Source organism: Flavobacterium hydrocarbonoxydans, assembly GCF_009789235.1.
In the GTDB taxonomy this organism is placed as follows: Bacteria; Bacteroidota; Bacteroidia; order Flavobacteriales; family Flavobacteriaceae; genus Flavobacterium; species Flavobacterium hydrocarbonoxydans.
The window spans coordinates 303265-320292 of record NZ_WSTB01000006.1; the positions used below are offsets into that span (position 1 = coordinate 303265).

16 protein-coding genes are annotated in these 17028 nt (G+C 37.0%); 11 read left to right on the top strand and 5 right to left on the bottom strand.

Going from position 1 to position 17028, the window contains the following annotated elements; genetic code table 11:
• Positions 1-29 precede the first annotated feature (29 nt).
• A complete protein-coding gene (apaG, locus tag GON26_RS13040) occupies positions 30-416 on the top strand; it encodes a Co2+/Mg2+ efflux protein ApaG (RefSeq protein WP_160375201.1) in 387 nt (128 codons plus the stop codon).
• A gap of 155 nt (positions 417-571) precedes the next feature.
• Complete coding sequence (pruA, locus tag GON26_RS13045; protein WP_160375202.1) at positions 572-2197, top strand: L-glutamate gamma-semialdehyde dehydrogenase; 1626 nt, start codon at positions 572-574, stop codon at positions 2195-2197.
• A gap of 95 nt (positions 2198-2292) precedes the next feature.
• On the opposite strand, the gene GON26_RS13050 is transcribed toward pruA, so the two are convergent.
• The 3 genes from GON26_RS13050 to rsmG all read right to left on the bottom strand — a co-directional run bounded on the left by GON26_RS13050 (position 2293) and on the right by rsmG (position 3571).
• The gene (locus tag GON26_RS13050) at positions 2293-2583 is read right to left on the bottom strand and encodes a type II toxin-antitoxin system RelE/ParE family toxin (protein WP_160375203.1); all 291 of its coding nucleotides are present in this window, start codon (positions 2581-2583) and stop codon (positions 2293-2295) included.
• The gene (locus GON26_RS13055; protein WP_160375204.1) at positions 2573-2806 is read right to left on the bottom strand and encodes a hypothetical protein; all 234 of its coding nucleotides are present in this window, start codon (positions 2804-2806) and stop codon (positions 2573-2575) included. The genes GON26_RS13050 and GON26_RS13055 overlap by 11 nt, the downstream gene beginning before the upstream one ends.
• 135 nt (positions 2807-2941) lie before the next feature.
• The gene (gene rsmG / locus GON26_RS13060) at positions 2942-3571 is read right to left on the bottom strand and encodes a 16S rRNA (guanine(527)-N(7))-methyltransferase RsmG (RefSeq protein WP_160375205.1); all 630 of its coding nucleotides are present in this window, start codon (positions 3569-3571) and stop codon (positions 2942-2944) included.
• A gap of 107 nt (positions 3572-3678) precedes the next feature.
• On the opposite strand from rsmG, the gene GON26_RS13065 reads away from it, so the two are divergent.
• From GON26_RS13065 to GON26_RS13100, 8 genes are all read left to right on the top strand, one after another.
• Complete coding sequence (locus GON26_RS13065) at positions 3679-4776, top strand: fatty acid desaturase family protein (RefSeq protein WP_160375206.1); 1098 nt, start codon at positions 3679-3681, stop codon at positions 4774-4776.
• 112 nt (positions 4777-4888) lie between these two features.
• On the top strand, positions 4889-6079 hold the full coding sequence (locus GON26_RS13070; RefSeq protein ID WP_160375207.1) for a pyridoxal phosphate-dependent aminotransferase: 1191 nt from the start codon (positions 4889-4891) through the stop codon (positions 6077-6079).
• 503 nt (positions 6080-6582) lie between these two features.
• Positions 6583-7044 carry a ferritin-like domain-containing protein gene (locus tag GON26_RS13075; RefSeq protein WP_160375208.1) on the top strand — a complete coding sequence of 154 codons (462 nt, stop codon included), beginning with the start codon at positions 6583-6585 and terminating at the stop codon, positions 7042-7044.
• 174 nt (positions 7045-7218) lie between these two features.
• A complete protein-coding gene (locus GON26_RS13080) occupies positions 7219-7476 on the top strand; it encodes a hypothetical protein (protein ID WP_160375209.1) in 258 nt (85 codons plus the stop codon).
• A 231-nt stretch (positions 7477-7707) separates the two neighbouring features.
• The gene (locus tag GON26_RS13085) at positions 7708-9582 is read left to right on the top strand and encodes a peptidase U32 family protein (protein WP_160375210.1); all 1875 of its coding nucleotides are present in this window, start codon (positions 7708-7710) and stop codon (positions 9580-9582) included.
• 509 nt (positions 9583-10091) lie between these two features.
• On the top strand, positions 10092-11270 hold the full coding sequence (purT, locus tag GON26_RS13090) for a formate-dependent phosphoribosylglycinamide formyltransferase (RefSeq protein WP_317164713.1): 1179 nt from the start codon (positions 10092-10094) through the stop codon (positions 11268-11270).
• Between the two features lie 2 nt (positions 11271-11272).
• Positions 11273-11587, top strand: coding sequence for a DUF6370 family protein (locus tag GON26_RS13095; protein ID WP_202110874.1), 315 nt, complete (start codon positions 11273-11275; stop codon positions 11585-11587).
• Positions 11588-12163, top strand: a complete 576-nt coding sequence (locus tag GON26_RS13100; RefSeq protein ID WP_160375212.1) for a Crp/Fnr family transcriptional regulator — start codon at positions 11588-11590, stop codon at positions 12161-12163. It begins immediately after the preceding gene.
• Between the two features lie 77 nt (positions 12164-12240).
• Here GON26_RS13100 and aceA read toward each other — a convergent pair whose 3' ends face one another.
• Complete coding sequence (aceA, locus tag GON26_RS13105) at positions 12241-13521, bottom strand: isocitrate lyase (RefSeq protein WP_160375213.1); 1281 nt, start codon at positions 13519-13521, stop codon at positions 12241-12243.
• Positions 13522-13756: 235 nt separating this feature from the next.
• Complete coding sequence (aceB, locus tag GON26_RS13110; RefSeq protein ID WP_160375214.1) at positions 13757-15358, bottom strand: malate synthase A; 1602 nt, start codon at positions 15356-15358, stop codon at positions 13757-13759.
• 186 nt (positions 15359-15544) lie between these two features.
• Between aceB and GON26_RS13115 the strand changes: the two genes are divergently transcribed.
• Positions 15545-17026 (top strand): helix-turn-helix domain-containing protein, encoded by a 1482-nt coding sequence (locus GON26_RS13115; protein WP_160375215.1) that lies wholly within the window; start codon positions 15545-15547, stop codon positions 17024-17026.
• Positions 17027-17028: the final 2 nt, after the last annotated feature.

Sequence of the window (17028 nt, forward strand, 5' to 3'; positions counted from 1 at the left end):
TATAATCCACACATATATACTACGTTAGTATGGTTTCTCAGATAACAAGAGGCATAAAAATATCTGTTTTGACTAGTTTTGAAGGTACTTACTTCAAGAACTACAAGATTCATTTTGCCTTTAGTTATGTAATCACTATTGAAAATCACAGCAAAGATTCTGTACAATTGACTTGTCGTCACTGGGAAATTTTTGACTCTTTAAATGATTTGGAAATTGTTGATGGCGAAGGTGTAATTGGAAAAAAACCGGTTTTAAAACCAGGAGAAAATCACACCTATAGTTCTGGCTGCTTATTATCCTCTCCTTATGGTGCCATGAAAGGTCACTTTAATATGATTAATTTTACTACTACCAAAACATTCAAAGTGATCGTACCTACTTTCAGATTGTGCGCTCCTTTTGCTTTAAATTAAGACTTCATTAAAAAACTATATTTTTTATAGTTATCTAAATCATAAAATTGTCAAATTATTAATTTATCCTTTGTACTTTTGTGCCACGTTAGATTATTCGTAACAAAACAAATATTCTAGCTCATAAATTGTCTAATTATCTAATTTTAAATAACATGCTAAAAGGATTCTTTCATGTACCCAAAGCGGTAAACGAGCCAGTAAAAGGTTACGCACCAAACTCTCCTGAAAAAGCAGCTGTTCAGGCAGCTTATACAGCAATGTGGAACGCAACAATCGATGTTCCATTATACATTGGAAGCGAAGAAATCAGAACAGGAAATACCAGAACAATGTCTGCTCCTCACGATCACAAACATATCGTAGGAACGTATCATTTAGCTGAAAAACAACATATCGAAAAAGCAATTGCTAACGCACTTGAAGCAAGAACAGCTTGGGCAAATATGGCATGGGAACAACGTGCTGCTATTTTCCTAAAAGCGGCTGAACTTATTGCTGGTCCATACAGAGCGCGTATCAACGCTGCTACAATGATTGCACAATCAAAAAATATTCACCAGGCTGAAATTGACGCTTCTTGTGAACTGATCGACTTTTTACGTTACAACGTAGAATTTATGACTCAGATTTACAACGATCAGCCAAAATCTGATTCTACAACTTGGAATCGCTTAGAATACAGACCTCTTGAAGGTTTTGTATATGCGATTACTCCTTTTAACTTTACTGCTATTGCTGCAAATCTTCCTGCAAGTGCTGCTATGATGGGTAATGTGGTTATCTGGAAACCAAGTGATAGCCAGGTTTTCTCTGCAAAAATCATTATCGATGTTTTCAAAGAAGCTGGAGTTCCTGATGGCGTTATCAACGTTGTTTTTGGAGATGCTTTGATGATTACCGATACTGTTTTGGCAAGTCGTGATTTTGCTGGAGTTCACTTTACAGGTTCAACTCACGTGTTTAAAGATATTTGGGCTAAAATTGGAGCCAACATTCACCACTATAAAACATACCCAAGAATCGTTGGAGAAACTGGTGGAAAAGATTTTATCATTGCGCATCCAAGTGCTAATGTAAAACAAGTTGCTACCGGAATTGTTCGTGGTGCTTTCGAATTTCAGGGACAAAAATGTTCTGCAGCCTCAAGAGCTTATATTCCGCAAAGTTTATGGCCTGCTGTAAAAGAGCAAATTATTACGGATGTAAAATCTATGAAAATGGGTTCTCCGGAAGATTTCGGAAACTTCATTACTGCGGTTATTCACGAAGGTTCTTTTGACAAATTGGCTAGTTTTATTGACCAGGCGAAAAAAGATGCTGATGCTGAAATTATTGTTGGTGGAAATTATGACAAATCTGTTGGGTACTTTATTGAGCCAACGGTTATCGTAACGACAAACCCAAAATATAAAACTATGGAAACCGAATTATTCGGACCAGTAATTACCATCTACGTTTACGAAGATGCTAAATGGGAAGAGACTTTAGAATTGGTTGATACTACTTCTGAGTATGCTTTAACAGGAGCTGTTTTCAGCCAGGATCGTTATGCTATTGAAGTAGCGACGACGAAATTGCAAAATTCAGCTGGTAACTTCTACATCAATGACAAACCAACAGGAGCTGTTGTTGGAATGCAGCCTTTTGGTGGAGCAAGAGCTTCAGGAACTAACGATAAAGCAGGTTCTGCATTGAACTTATTGCGTTGGGCTTCTCCTAGAACGATCAAAGAAACGTTTGTAACTCCAGAAGATTACAGATATCCTTTCTTAGGGTAATTTCAGATTTTAGAAATCAGATTTTAGATTTATATAAAAACCCGAAAATTTCAATTGAAATTTTCGGGTTTTTGCTTTTGGTTTTATGACTTAAATTAAGGTCTTCTTGCTGGATTTCTTTTGTTGTGAAAACAAGAAAGAACACGAATGCTATTTTCGTTTTCATCAACTACATAAAAAAGAGAGTACGGAAATCTTCTAAGTGTTATAACTCTTACTTCTTTATAACAGATTCTAAAAAAAGGATTTATTGCTAAAACATCATATGCTTTTTGTAATTGTATTATGAAATTATTTGGCGCTTGCAAACTTTGTTTTGTGTAAAACTCCATTGCGTTAATAATTTCATTCTGAGCACGAGGCGAAACAATAATTTTATAGCCCATATTTTGATTTTAGTTGAGCAATTGATTCTTCCGAGGAAATATAGTCACTTCCATCTTCTTTTAACCTTTCGTCTAAAATCTTTTTCATTTCTTCAGTTAATTCAAAATCTTCGTCTTCTTCAATTGTAATTGTAATGGGTCTCGATTTAAAAGCAATTTTAATCGCTTCTAAAATATCCTCATTAATATCTTGAGCAGAATCTAAATGATATGTTGTGTACATAATTTTTGTTTTAAATATGACAAAATTGAACTTATCGAAGTATTTTCAAATTTACTAAAAAAAGCCGAAAATTTCAATTGAAATTTTCGGCTTTTGATTTTTATAAGTTCCAAAACCTGAAACCTGAAACTTTATCTAAGCCTGAAACTTCAGTGGCAAATGCACCACTTTCTTTGTTTCGAAGAACTCATCTTCAAAAATATCTGCTAAATCATATAGAGTTGCTTTTGGAAAAGCAGACAGTTCTTCGGTTAAATCTCCTCCTTTTAGATACAAAATTCCATTTTTCAGCGTGTGTTTGTGCTGTTTTTTGATTTTATCATGAATCCACGACACGAAATCGGGCATATTGGTTACAGCACGACTAACGATAAAATCGAAATCACCTTTTACCAATTCGGCGCGTTTTTGTTCTGCTTTTACATTTTTAAGTTCTAAGGCATCCACAACGCCCTGAACCACTTTTATTTTTTTGGCGATAACATCAATTAGGTAAAAACGGGTTTCCGGAAAAAGAATCGCCAACGGAATTCCGGGAAATCCTCCGCCAGTACCCACATCCAGAACTGTTGCTCCGGGTTCGAACTTCATGATTTTTGCAATTCCAAGCGAATGCAAAATGTGTTTGGTATATAAGGCATCAATATCTTTGCGCGAAATAACATTGATTTTTTCATTCCAATCGTGGTATAAAAAATCTAATTTTTGAAATTGTTCGATTTGAATAGGTGTCAAATCAGGAAAATATTTCAGAATCTCATCCATTGCTCTAATTTTTTAACAAAAGTACTACTTTCGGATTGAAATATTTAACTCAATTTTGTAAATTGAAAATTTATAATAATTACCTTTGACACCTATTTAAATTTATTATGAATAACACTGCGCCTACATTTGCTAAGCAAGACAATCTGAAGTTTTTCAGAACATTGAATTCTCGGGTAAACAATTACTTTAAAGAGAATAACATTCAGAAAACGGGAAACTGGAAGCTGCACCTAAAAGCTGTTATTCTTTTTGCTGTTTTCCTAACGCCGTATTTTTTAATTCTAACACTAGAAAACCTTCCTTTTTGGGGACAATTATTGCTGAATATCCTAATGGGAATCGGAATGGCCGGTATTGGAATGAACGTAATGCACGACGGTAACCACGGTTCGTATTCAAACAAAAGCTGGATCAACAAAATCATGGGCGGAAGTATTTATATCTTAGCCGGAAATGTACACAACTGGCAGGTACAGCACAATGTACTCCACCATACTTATACCAACATTCACGGTCATGATGAAGATTTAGATGCCGGAAGAATCATTCGTTTTACACAAAATGCTGAATGGCACCGTTTTCATAAATTTCAACATTACTATTCTTTCTTTTTATACGGATTATTGACTTTCAATTGGGCTTTAACAACCGATTTTAAGCAAATGAAGAATTATCTAAGAAGAAAATTATCATACGGAACACCACAAAGTCCTACGAAACTTTGGACAGTGTTGGTTATCACAAAAATCATTTACGTTTTAATCTGGATGGTTTTACCAATGGTTTTAGGAGTAGCATGGTGGAAAGTTGTCATCGGGTTTTTCGTAATGCATTACACAGCTGGACTTATCTTGAGTATCGTTTTTCAGTTGGCACACGTTGTCGAGGAAACTTCAAACCCGGTTCCGAATGAAGAAGGCGAAATCGAAAATACCTGGGCAATTCACCAATTGTACACTACAGCTAACTTTGCTCCAAAAAACAAAATCATCAACTGGTTTACGGGTGGTTTAAATCACCAAATCGAACACCATATTTTTCCAAACATCAGTCACGTGCACTACGGTAAAATTGCTGAAATAGTAAAAGAAACAGCTAAAGAATGCAATTTGCCTTATTACGAATTCAAAACCATGCGTGGCGCTGTTCTGGCACATTACAAACATTTACGCGATCTTGGAATGAAACCTGAAATTGCATAACACAATAGGACATAGTAGAGACGCACTGCAGTGCGTCTCTACAGTGCGTCTTTACAACAGATAAAAAAATAATCAAAAAAATAAAATAATAAACCGCAATTAACTACACACAATGAATCACATTCTTTCGGACAGAATCAACAACTTAGCGACTTCGCAAACATTAGCAATGGCTGCATTAGCTCGTGAATTAAAAGCACAAGGAAAAGACATCATCAGTTTAAGTTTAGGAGAACCTGACTTTAACACTCCGGATTTTATCAAAGAAGCTGTAAAAAAAGCAGTTGACGAAAACTATAGCACCTATTCTCCAGTAGAAGGATATTTAGAATTAAGAGAAGCTATCTCAAGAAAATTCTCAAGAGACAACGGTTTAGATTACAAACCATCTCAAATCGTAGTTTCTACAGGAGCCAAACAATCTTTATACAACATTGCACAAGTAATGCTTAATGATGGTGACGAGGTTATTTTGCCAGCACCATACTGGGTTTCTTACTTCGAAATCGTAAAACTTTCAGGAGGAGTTCCTGTTGAAGTTCCAACATCTGTAGATACCGATTTCAAAATTACGCCTGAGCAATTAGAAGCAGCTATCACACCAAAAACAAAAATGATGTGGTTCTCTTCGCCTTGTAATCCTTCTGGTTCTGTTTACAGCAGAGAAGAATTAACAGCATTAGCAAAAGTTTTAGAAAAACACCCAAATATATATGTAGTTGCCGACGAAATTTATGAGCACATCAATTTCTCAGGAACTTTCTGCAGTATCGGTTCAATCCCTGGAATGTTAGAAAAAACCATTACGGTAAACGGAGTAGCAAAAGCATTTGCTATGACAGGATACAGAATTGGTTATATCGGAGCACCAGAATTCATCGCAAAAGCGTGTACAAAAATCCAAGGGCAGGTAACTTCAGGAGCAAACTCTGTAGCGCAACGTGCTACCATTACGGCTGTAGATGCAGATCCAAGCGTGTTAAACCACATGGTTCAGGCTTTCCACACACGTAGAGATTTAGTCGTTGGATTATTAAAAGAAATTCCAGGAATCAAAATCAACGTTCCGGAAGGAGCATTTTACGTTTTCCCAGACGTTTCTTCTTTCTTCGGAAAAACATTAAAAGGAACCGAAATCAAAGATGCAAACGACGTATCAATGTACCTTTTGGCAGAGGCAAACGTAGCAACTGTAACAGGTGATGCTTTCGGAAATCCAAACTGTATCCGCTTCTCTTACGCAACAAGCGACGATATCCTTAAAGAAGCTTTACGCAGAATCAAAGAAGCTTTGGCTGTATAACACCAAACACTTTTCAATATAGAAAGCCTGATAGACCTCAAAATCTGTCAGGCTTTTTTTTATGGGGTTGCCTCCGGCCGGGCTATCCGTTTCAATCTTTTGTGCCGAACCCCGGCACAAAAGGATTTCCACTTCTATCCCTAACCCAGACCCTTAGACGAGAACATTTTATTTTCAAAAGAATATTTTCAGCCACACATATCAATTTCGAATTTTAGAAAAGTTCGATCTCCATCTTTTTTTAAAACAAGTCAATTACGTCAAATTTGACGTTCCTGATGTCAAGTTTGACATAACAGACGCCAAATTTGGGGTTCTGACCAATTTATAGGCTCCTAATAAGTATAGTTTTTCAATTTAAACACCTTTAAGAAGTTAGCCTTTAGAGCTGTTTTCATAATTCCCATTCTACAATTTTATAAATCATCAGGACAATTCTATAAAACACCAAGCGCCCTAAAGTCCCATCTTTGTATTATACATTAACTTAAAAATTAAACATCATGATACATACAGATGAACACACAAAAGAAGCAGTTGGAACTTTAGAAGGATTAATTTCAATTCTGGAAGATGGTAAATTAGGATATACTAATGCTGCAGAGCACGTAAGCAGTCCGGCAATCAAAACTGATTTCCTGGAGTTCGCAAGAGAAAGAGCCCTTTTTATTGTAGAACTGCAAGACGAAATCAATAAACTAGGAAAATCAACAGATACTTCCGGTGGCGGACCACTAGGAGCTTTACACCGCGCATGGATTGATATTAAATCATCGTTTACAAGTGGCGACACTGAAGCTATTATTAATGCTTGTGTAACCGGAGAAGAAGCCGCTATTGAAAAATACAAAATGGCTCTAGAAAAAAATGAACTTGAATTAAATCAAATTGCTCTTGTATCTAAACAATTAAACAGCATCCAAATTACATTGGAAAAAATCAAAGCGAAAAGATTGAATGCCTAAACCCAATTGGGTTCACTATTCAATGCTAAAAACTACCTGATGAGCTATTTTCAGGTAGTTTTTCTATATAGATAAGTTACAATTATAGAACATTGAGTCATAGTTGTATAAGGCCGTTCAAACAATTTAGATATAACTTTAAAACATAAAAACTAACATCTAATATACACGATCATGGATACGAAATACAACAAAGAGAACGACGACAAAAGTCAAAAAGAGCGCTTAAACAACGAAGTCTTTGAACAAACAGAAGTGCCCAGAACTTCTACAAGAGACAATTTTACAGTGCCCACAGATTTAATAGACGACCTTAAAAAAGGAAAAATAGATCCGTTAACCGAAGGAAATACCCATTTAGGTTACGAAGAAAAAACGCCCAGAAAAAAAGAACTGGAGCAAAAAGAACATTTGGACAGAGATGATAAATAGACTTTTTGAGTTCCGTAGGAACGTTTCATTTTATAGCAACGGATTTTAATCCGTTGAATAATCATAGAACATCTAAAAAGTTCTGTAGGAACGATTCATATAAAAAACTGTAACCATTCCATATTAGTTAACTATTTCAAAAAAATCCCTTTATCATTAGCAAACTCAAAATAATTATAAGAACTTTGCAGACTTTTTTTCGTGAACACACGAAAAGCCTAAAGTTCTAAAATGAAGAAGAAAATAGAAATATTAGCTCCTGCTAAAGATTTAATTCAGGGAATTGCAGCCATTAATAGTGGTGCAGATGCTGTTTATATTGGTGCGCCACAATTTGGAGCACGTTCAAACGCAACCAATTCAATCGAAGATATAGCCGAATTGGTAAAATACGCACACCTTTTTAATGCACAGGTTTTTGTGGTTATGAATACCATCTTATACGATAACGAATTAGAAACGTGTCGTTTAATGATTTGGGATTTATACGAAATTGGTGTTGATGCCTTGATTATTCAGGACATGGCGATTATGGAAATGGAGTTGCCTCCTATCGTGCTTCACGCCAGTACACAAGCCAATAATCGTGATGCTGATAAAATCAAATTCTTAAAAGATGCCGGAATCAAACGTGTGGTTTTAGCGCGTGAATTGAATCTTCACCAAATCAAACAAATCTATGACGAGGCCGATGTTGAGTTAGAATTTTTCGTAACAGGTGCTTTATGTGTATCTTTTAGTGGAAACTGTTATATGAGTGTTGCCAACGGAGAACGCAGCGCCAATCGTGGTTCCTGTGCTCAAAACTGTCGTTTACCATACAACTTAATCGACGGAAACGGTGAAACTTTAATCAAAAACAGTCACTTACTTTCTATAAAAGATTTAGATGTTTCAGACCAAATTCCTAATTTGATTGAGGCCGGAATTGTTTCTTTTAAAATCGAAGGACGTCTAAAAGATATCGTTTACGTAAAAAATAACGTCTCTTATCTTCGCCAGAAATTAGACCACTTTTTAGACGGAGCCGGAAGCGATAAATACACCAAAGCTTCTTCTGGAAAATGTACTTTTACTTTCGACTCAACTCTTAGCCGAACTTTTAATCGTGGTTACACGGATTATTTTGTAAACGAAAGACACGCTTCGATTGGTTCCTGGGAAAGCCCAAAATCAAAAGGGCAATATATTGGTAAATTAATCCGAACTGTTGGTAACGCTTACGAAATCGAAAACGGCGAATTGCTAAACAATGGTGACGGACTTTGCTTCATCAACGAAAATAACGAAGCAGACGGAATCTACGTAAACAAAGCCGAAAACGGTAAAATTTACCCGAACGTTTTAAAAGATGTAAAAGAAGGAACGTTTATTTACCGAAATAACGATGCCGCTTTTATCAAAATTGTAGAAAGAGAAGACAGCGCCATTAGAAAAATTGGTACTACTTTATTGCTAACCGAAAACGAAAATGGTTTCGAATTAATCGCAACCGACGAAGACGGAAACGTAAGTGTTGTAAAATTAGAGCATTCGAAAGAGCAGACTAAAACGGGCGAATCAATCGAAGAAAACATCAAAACACAGTTGGCAAAAACAGGTTTTACACCTTACAGCGCTGACGAAATCAATGTGATGTTCTCTCAAAACTGGTTCCTTCCTATTTCGAAAATCAACGAAATGAGAAGAAATGTTTTCGACCAATTGTCTGAGATTCGTTTGAAAAACTACAAACGCGAAGAACACCAAATGGTTAAAACGTCACATCCGTACCCTGAAACCAAACTGGATTTTATGTACAACGTTTCGAACAAAACGGCTCGTAAATTCTACGAACGTCACGGTGTTACCGAAATAGAAAAAGCATTCGAATTACAATGGGATCCAGGAAAATCTCGTGTAATGACCACTAAATATTGCATTAAATACGAGCTGAAAAAATGTCCGATTCACCAAAAAGACATTGTAGGTGTGAAAGTAAAAGAACCATTAGTATTGAAACAAGGCGAGTTGGAATACAAACTAAAATTCAATTGTAAACCCTGCGAAATGGAAATCTGGGAAAAAGATGCCGAATTTGAAATTGAAGAAGATCATTTTCATTAAAACACAAAACCGATGCTAATTAAGTATCGGTTTTTTTATGGGGTTCCCGCCGCGGCGGGCGGGCTATCCACTATATCTTTTGTTTTTTAAAGAAAAAAACAAAAGGATATCGTTCCTATCCCTAACCCAAAACCATATAACAAGAATGTCTTATTTTCAAAAAATAATTCCTTACCAATTTTGAATTGCCTCCAGCTTTAGCTGGTGGTTAAAAAAATGTCACAATTCGGCTTTAGCCAAAAACCGCGAAATTTGGCTAAAGCCCTGCCACTCAATTTTATTCCTCCAGCTAAAGCTGGAGGCAATTCAAAATTACCAGTTTTATAATTAAATCTGCCGAATCTGCAAAATCTGCGAGAGAATCAATTAATTGGTGTTCTTTACATAAATCTTTGAGGACTTTGCGGTTAAATATAGATTGTGCAGACGCACTGCAGTGCGTCGCTACAGCAACACAAATAAACAGAACTTTGCGGTTAAAAACATTTTTCGCTACTTTTACTACTCCAATTTTACAAAACTCCAAAATGAAAATACTACTCCTGGGTTCAGGCGAATTAGGCAAAGAATTTGTCATTGCAGCCCAACGAATCGGACAAACCATAATAGCTGTTGACAGTTACGAAAATGCTCCAGCCATGCAGGTCGCTCACGGTTTTGAAGTTATCAATATGCTCGACGGCGAAGCACTTGACCGAATCGTAGCCAAACACCAACCCGATTTTATCGTTCCCGAAATAGAAGCCATCCGCACCGAACGTTTTTACGATTACGAAAAACAGGGTATTACCGTAGTTCCATCGGCGAAAGCAGCCAACTTTACCATGAACCGTAAAGCTATTCGTGATTTGGCAGCCAAAGAATTGGGTTTAAAAACTGCCAAATACCAATACGCAACTTCGGCAGAAGAATTGCAGAAAGCGGTTCAGGAAGTTGGAATTCCCTGTGTGGTAAAACCATTAATGTCGTCTTCCGGAAAAGGACAATCGACGATAAAAACGCAAGAAGATATTTTGAAAGCCTGGGATTATGCCGTAGCTGGTTCTCGTGGCGACGTAATCGAGGTAATTGTAGAAGCCTTTGTTAACTTCCATTCGGAGATTACGCTTTTGACGATTACTCAAAATAACAATCCAACGCTTTTTTGCGCTCCAATCGGTCACCGACAAGAACGCGGCGATTACCAAGAAAGCTGGCAGCCGGCGCAAGTTTCAGAAAAAGATCTTTACGAAGCGCAGGATATGGCCGAAAAGATCACAGAAGCATTGGGTGGCGCAGGACTTTTTGGAGTTGAATTTTTCCTAACCAATGATGGCGTTTATTTCTCTGAACTTTCTCCTCGCCCACACGATACCGGAATGGTAACTTTGGCAGGAACACAAAATTTCAATGAATTCGAATTGCATTTGCGCGCTATTTTGAGTTTACCAATTTTCGAAATTACGTTAGAAAAAGCCGGAGCCAGTGCCGTAATTTTAGCTTCGGAAGATTCAACAAATCCAACTTTTACCGGAATAGAAAAAGTAGCCGCTTTACCCAGAACAGATTTCAGAATTTTTGGAAAACCAACTTCAAGACCTTATCGCCGAATGGGAGTTGTCCTGAGTCATGATACTTTATCAACACCAATCGAAGAAATCGTTGATCGTGCAAAAGCAACAGCCAAATTAATAACCGTAAACTCATAAAGATGAAAAAAGCACTTTTTATAGTATTCCTATTTGTTGGAATTGCAACTCAGGCGCAAGACAAAAAATCAAAAGAAAAACCTCAAATCGTTGAAACCGCTTGTGGCGAATGCCAATTTGGGATGGAAGGAAAAGGCTGTGATTTAGCTGTTCGTATCGACGGAAAATCGTATTACGTAGATGGCACAACGATTCATGATCATGGTGATGCCCATGCCGAAGATGGTTTTTGCAACGCTATCCGCAAAGCTTCAGTAACAGGAACAGTTGAAAATAATCGTTTTAAAGCCACTTCTTTCACTTTAGTAAAAAAATAAATGGCAGTAATTCTAGAAAATATTGCCAAACACGTTTCACTTACTCCGGAAGAGCAAGCGCTTTTTTTGTCTAAAACAGAAACACATACCTACAAAGCCAAAACCATCTTATTAAGCGCGGGCGAGGTCTGCAAACATTCGTATTTTGTCAATTCGGGTATTTTAAGAAGCTTCAATATCAATGATAATATTGTCGAGCATGTTTTAGCATTTGCCTGTGAGGGCTGGTGGATGAGCGATATGTACAGTTATTTTTCGCAAAAACCGGGACAGCTTTTTATAGAAGTTTTAGAAGATGCCGAAGTGGTTTCTTTATCCAAAGAAAATCAGGAACAATTGTTTTTGGAAATTCCAAAACTGGAGCGCTTCTTCAGAATCTTAATCGAAAATTCTTTAGTCGCCAATCAACAGCGATTGATGGATAATTTGAGTTTACCCGCCGAAGAACGTTTTGAGAAATTTTGTTCCAAATATGGTTCACTGGTTTATAAAGTCCCGCAAAAACAAATCGCTTCTTTTATTGGCGTTACGCCTGAGTTTTTCAGTAAAATGAAAGCAAGACTTTTAAAAAAATAAATTTTCCGCCACGAATTCACGAATTATTTTTCACAATCTTTGAGAATAAAATTCGTGAATTCGTGGCGGAAAAAAAATTAAAATTGCTCCACCTCTGTAGAATGTTTCATTGCTGTAGTAGTTGATTTTCCTATTGTTACCGTATTCTGAACGGCATCAAAATAAGAAGTTCCTACGAAAGCCTGATGTTTCACTGCTCTGAATCCGTTTTTCTGTAACGCGAATTCTCTTTCCTGCAATTCTGAGTAGCCCGCCATTCCGCGTTCTTTATACGCTTTAGACAATTCGAACATACTCGTATTCAAAGCATGGAATCCCGCCAAAGTAATGAACTGAAACTTGTATCCCATGGCAGCCAAATCCTCTCTGAAGGTTTCCATCTCAGCAACTGATAATTTTGCAGCCCAATTGAAAGATGGCGAACAATTGTAAGCTAACATTTTATCCGGAAACTCTTTTTTCATGGCATCTGCGAATTTTTTAGCATACACCAAATCCGGATTACTGGTTTCCATCCAAATCAAATCGGCGTATGGCGCGTAGCTCAAACCTCTTGCAATTCCCTGCTCAATTCCACTTTTTACATAAAAGAAACCTTCGTTGGTTTTTTCTCCAGTGATGAATTTAGCATCTCTAGGATCGGCATCACTGGTCAATAAATTGGCAGCATCAGCATCTGTTCTTGCCACAATAAGCGTGGGAGTTCCCATAACATCGGCCGCCAATCGAGCAGCAACCAGTTTGTTAATCGCTTCTTGTGTTGGTACCAAAACTTTCCCTCCTAAGTGCCCGCACTTTTTAGCAGAACTCAATTGATCTTCAAAATGAACTCCTGAAGCACCAGCCTCAATCATGGCTTTCATCAGTTCAAAGGCGTTTAAGTTTCCTCCAAAACCCGCTTCGGCATCCGCTACAATCGGAACTAAGTAATCTTTTTTATCTTCCACTTCATTTACCACCTGAATCTGATCAGCACGCAATAAAGCACTATTAATTTTTTTTACCACCATTGGTACGCTATTTACAGGATAAAGCGATTGGTCCGGGTACATTTCACCAGCCAAATTAGCATCGGCTGCCACTTGCCAGCCACTTAAATAAATTGCTTCCAAACCTGCATCGACTTCCTGAATTGCCTGATTTCCTGTCAGCGCTCCCAAACCAGCAACATAATCCTGACTTTTTAACTTTCTCCATAATTTTTGTGCTCCCATTTTGGCAATAGAGTGTTCAATTTGATACGAACCCTGAAGCGTCACCACTTCTGTCGCGGTATAAGGACGTTCAACACCTTTCCATCTTGGGTTTGTAATCCAATCGTTAATCAATTCCTGAATTCTGTCTTCTGTTGTTCTCATAAATAATATAGTTAAAGTGGTTAGTAAGTAAAGTTTGCAGTCGCAGTTTTCAGTTTTCAACTGAGACTTAAAAAAATATTCTTTGTGTTTTATTTTAACACATAGAAACATAGTTTTCCTTTGTGGTTAAAGGCGTTTTACTAGTTTAAAAACACATAGCTATGTGTGAAAATCTAGATTTTTTAAAATTATCTTGTTTTGAAAACTAAGCCTATGTTTCTATGTGTTTAAAAAATTATAAATATTTGTAACACGGAATCGTCAAAAAGTCAACAAAATCAGTATTAACAACTAATCTTTCCAGTACTTTTTCGGCTAGAGGAAATTGACGCTTTTCATAATTTTCTTCCCCTAATTCCTCTTTTATTTTTCTGAATTCATCCAAAGCCAATTCGTGATAATACGCCAGATTCAATTCTTTGTCATTATCCAAAATCACTTTATTCTGAAGCCATTGCCACAATTGCGATCTCGAAATTTCGGCTGTTGCGGCATCTTCCATCAGATTATGTAAGGCTGCGGCACCTTGTCCGTTTAGCCAGGAAGCCAGATACAAAACACCAACGTTGATGTTTTTGCGAACGCCGTTTTCTGTTATGATTCCGATTGGTGGTTCAATCAAATCTGCTTCTGTGATTTTGCGATGTTCTCTTTTTACATGAATCTGATTCGGGCCTGGCATTCCTTTATCAAAGATTTCTTTTGCTATCGAAACCAAATCCGGATGTGCGACCCAGGTTCCGTCGTGACCGTTTCGAACTTCACGTTCTTTGTCGGTTTTCACTTTCGCGAAAGCGACTGCATTAGCCTCTTCATTATTCTTTATCGGAATTTGAGCTGCCATTCCGCCAATCGCATGAATTCCGCGTTTGTGGCATCTCTGAATTACCAAATTCGAATACGCATTCATAAAAGGCGAAGTCATGTTTACCTGATCGCGATCGGGAACGATAAACTTCGGATTCTTGCGGAATTTCTTGATATATGAAAAGATGTAATCCCAACGACCACAGTTCAGGCCAACGATGTGTTCTTTTAATTCGTATATAATTTCGTCCAGCTGAAAACTTGCTGTAATGGTCTCGATTAGCACCGTCACTTTTATAGTTCCTCTCTTCAGTTTTAGGTAATCTTCTGTAAAATCGATTACGTTATTCCACCAGCGTGCTTCCAGATAATGTTCTAATTTTGGAATATAGAAATACGGTCCAGAATTGTTTTTCAACAACTTTTTATGGTTGTGAAACACATACAAACCAAAGTCTATCAACGAACCTGAAACCATTGATCCATCAATTAAAATATGCTTTTCTAAAAGATGTAAGCCTCTCGGACGTACAATTAAAGTCGCTATTTTTTCATTTAACTGATAGGTTTTTCCTTTTGCTAAATCGGTAAGCGTAATGGTTTTGTTTACTGCATCAATTAAGTTTACCTGTCCATCCATCAGGTTTTGCCAGGTTGGTGAAGTGCTGTCTTCAAAATCAGCCATAAATGTTTTGGCTCCAGAATTTAAGGCATTGATTATCATTTTACGATCAACTGGACCAGTTATCTCTACCCTTCTGTCTAGTAAATCTTTCGGAATTTCTCCGGCTACCCAATTGCTTTCTCTTACGGTTTTGGTTTCTGAAGGAAAAGTTGGCAGGATGCCTTTATCAAATTCGACTTGTTTTTGATCGCGCTGCAACAACAACAGTTTTCGCTGCGATTCGAATTTTCGATGCAAATCGGTTATAAAAGCAATCGCTTCGTCTGTCCAGATAGTTGGATAAGAAAGCTTCTTTTCGGCTAAAAATTCCATTGCCGTTTCGGTAATCTCTAATTGGTTTTTCATAGCTGCGGATTTTATTTTTCATTAATTACATCACTATCGTTTCTCTATTTTAATTGCAACGATTTGATATATAATAATTTCTACACCACAATATTAGAAAAAAGTTTTTTACAAAACAAGCGAACGTTCGCTAAATATGTAAAATAATTTTTTGGCGATTATTTTTTAATTAGCTATATTTGAATCATGGATATCGAAAAAGACTATATAAAGCTGATCTTTGGGCTGAAACTCAAGCAAGTCAGAACACAAAAAAATCTTTCACTTTTTGGCTTAGCCAAATTGACAAACCTTTCAAAATCGTACTTAAACGAAATTGAAAAGGGGAAAAAATATCCTAAAACAGATAAAATCTTGCTTCTGTGCGAACATCTGGAGACCAGTTACGATCAAATGGTTTCTCTAAAGCTGGATAACAACCTCGCTCCGATTGGCGAAATTTTGAAATCAGGGATTCTAAAAGAGATTCCGTTGGAGCTTTTCGGGATTCAGGAAGCAGATTTGATTGACATTATTGCCAATGCTCCGGCCAAAGTCAATGCTTTTATTAGTACGATTATCGAAATTGCGCAGCATTATAATTTAAGCCGAGAAAGCTTTTTTCTGGCTGCATTGCGTTCGTACCAGGAAGCGCACAGCAATTACTTTGAAGATTTAGAAAACAAAGTCATTGAGTTCTCGAAGTCGTTTCAGATCAATTTGGATTCGAAAATTACGATTGAAGAATTAGAAGCTATACTTAAAGAAGAATACGATTATTCGGTCAAAGAAATTGCTTTTACCGATCAGGAAGCCTTGGGTGATCTGCGTTCGATTTATGTACCAAAAAGCAAGACGTTATTGCTTTCGACAGAAATTGATGCGCCGCAAAAAGCTTTTATTTTGGCTAAAGAAATCGCTTATAATTACCTTAAAATATCAGATCGTTTACTGACTTTCAGCTGGATTAAATTTGAAAATTTTGATCAGGTTCTGAATAATTTTTATGCTTCTTATTTTGCGGGAGCGCTATTATTACCAAGAAAATTAGTTGTGGATAAAATCAATGATTTTCTACATAATGAAAAGCCAAATCCAGAGGAATTTGTTTCGTTAATTGAAAGTTTTGACGTTTCTCCGGAATCGTTCTATCAGCGATTGACCAATTTATTACCGAAGGATTTTCACCTAAAAAACTTGTTCTTTTTGAGAATGTCGCACCCGATTGGGTCTGATGTTTATCAAATCAAGAAGGAATTGCATATTACCAATCAGCAGGAACCGCACGCCAATGAAACCAACGAGCATTATTGCAGACGATGGGTTTCGGTAAAAACTATTGATGAAGCGATCAGGCAAAACAAACCGCATTTTTTTGACGCGCAGATTTCGAGTTATGTGCATAGCGGGAACGAATATCTGGTTTTTTCATCGGCTACTAAAGATCCGTTTGTGAAAGATAACATTCGCAGTATTTCGGTTGGAATTCTGATTACACCAGCGATGAAAAAGAAGTTTAAATTTATCGAAGGGAAACCATTGGTAAAAAGAATCGTGGGTGTAACCTGCGAAACCTGCGATGTAAAGGATTGCCTCGAAAGAGCTGCTCCGCCCATTGCACTGGAAAACAAAAAACGCCATGAGAATACCGATATGGTGGTGCAACAATTTATAAGTCAATATAGCTAACA

What these genes read in the sequence shown, in the direction of transcription:
- apaG (WP_160375201.1), top strand. Translation starts at nt 30, where the DNA reads ATGGTTTCTCAGATAACAAGAGGCATAAAAATATCTGTTTTGACTAGT.
- pruA (WP_160375202.1), top strand. Translation starts at nt 572, where the DNA reads ATGCTAAAAGGATTCTTTCATGTACCCAAAGCGGTAAACGAGCCAGTA.
- GON26_RS13050 (WP_160375203.1), bottom strand. Translation starts at nt 2,583, where the DNA reads ATGGGCTATAAAATTATTGTTTCGCCTCGTGCTCAGAATGAAATTATT.
- GON26_RS13055 (WP_160375204.1), bottom strand. Translation starts at nt 2,806, where the DNA reads ATGTACACAACATATCATTTAGATTCTGCTCAAGATATTAATGAGGAT.
- rsmG (WP_160375205.1), bottom strand. Translation starts at nt 3,571, where the DNA reads ATGGATGAGATTCTGAAATATTTTCCTGATTTGACACCTATTCAAATC.
- GON26_RS13065 (WP_160375206.1), top strand. Translation starts at nt 3,679, where the DNA reads ATGAATAACACTGCGCCTACATTTGCTAAGCAAGACAATCTGAAGTTT.
- GON26_RS13070 (WP_160375207.1), top strand. Translation starts at nt 4,889, where the DNA reads ATGAATCACATTCTTTCGGACAGAATCAACAACTTAGCGACTTCGCAA.
- GON26_RS13075 (WP_160375208.1), top strand. Translation starts at nt 6,583, where the DNA reads ATGATACATACAGATGAACACACAAAAGAAGCAGTTGGAACTTTAGAA.
- GON26_RS13080 (WP_160375209.1), top strand. Translation starts at nt 7,219, where the DNA reads ATGGATACGAAATACAACAAAGAGAACGACGACAAAAGTCAAAAAGAG.
- GON26_RS13085 (WP_160375210.1), top strand. Translation starts at nt 7,708, where the DNA reads ATGAAGAAGAAAATAGAAATATTAGCTCCTGCTAAAGATTTAATTCAG.
- GON26_RS13095 (WP_202110874.1), top strand. Translation starts at nt 11,273, where the DNA reads ATGAAAAAAGCACTTTTTATAGTATTCCTATTTGTTGGAATTGCAACT.
- GON26_RS13100 (WP_160375212.1), top strand. Translation starts at nt 11,588, where the DNA reads ATGGCAGTAATTCTAGAAAATATTGCCAAACACGTTTCACTTACTCCG.
- aceA (WP_160375213.1), bottom strand. Translation starts at nt 13,521, where the DNA reads ATGAGAACAACAGAAGACAGAATTCAGGAATTGATTAACGATTGGATT.
- aceB (WP_160375214.1), bottom strand. Translation starts at nt 15,358, where the DNA reads ATGAAAAACCAATTAGAGATTACCGAAACGGCAATGGAATTTTTAGCC.
- GON26_RS13115 (WP_160375215.1), top strand. Translation starts at nt 15,545, where the DNA reads ATGGATATCGAAAAAGACTATATAAAGCTGATCTTTGGGCTGAAACTC.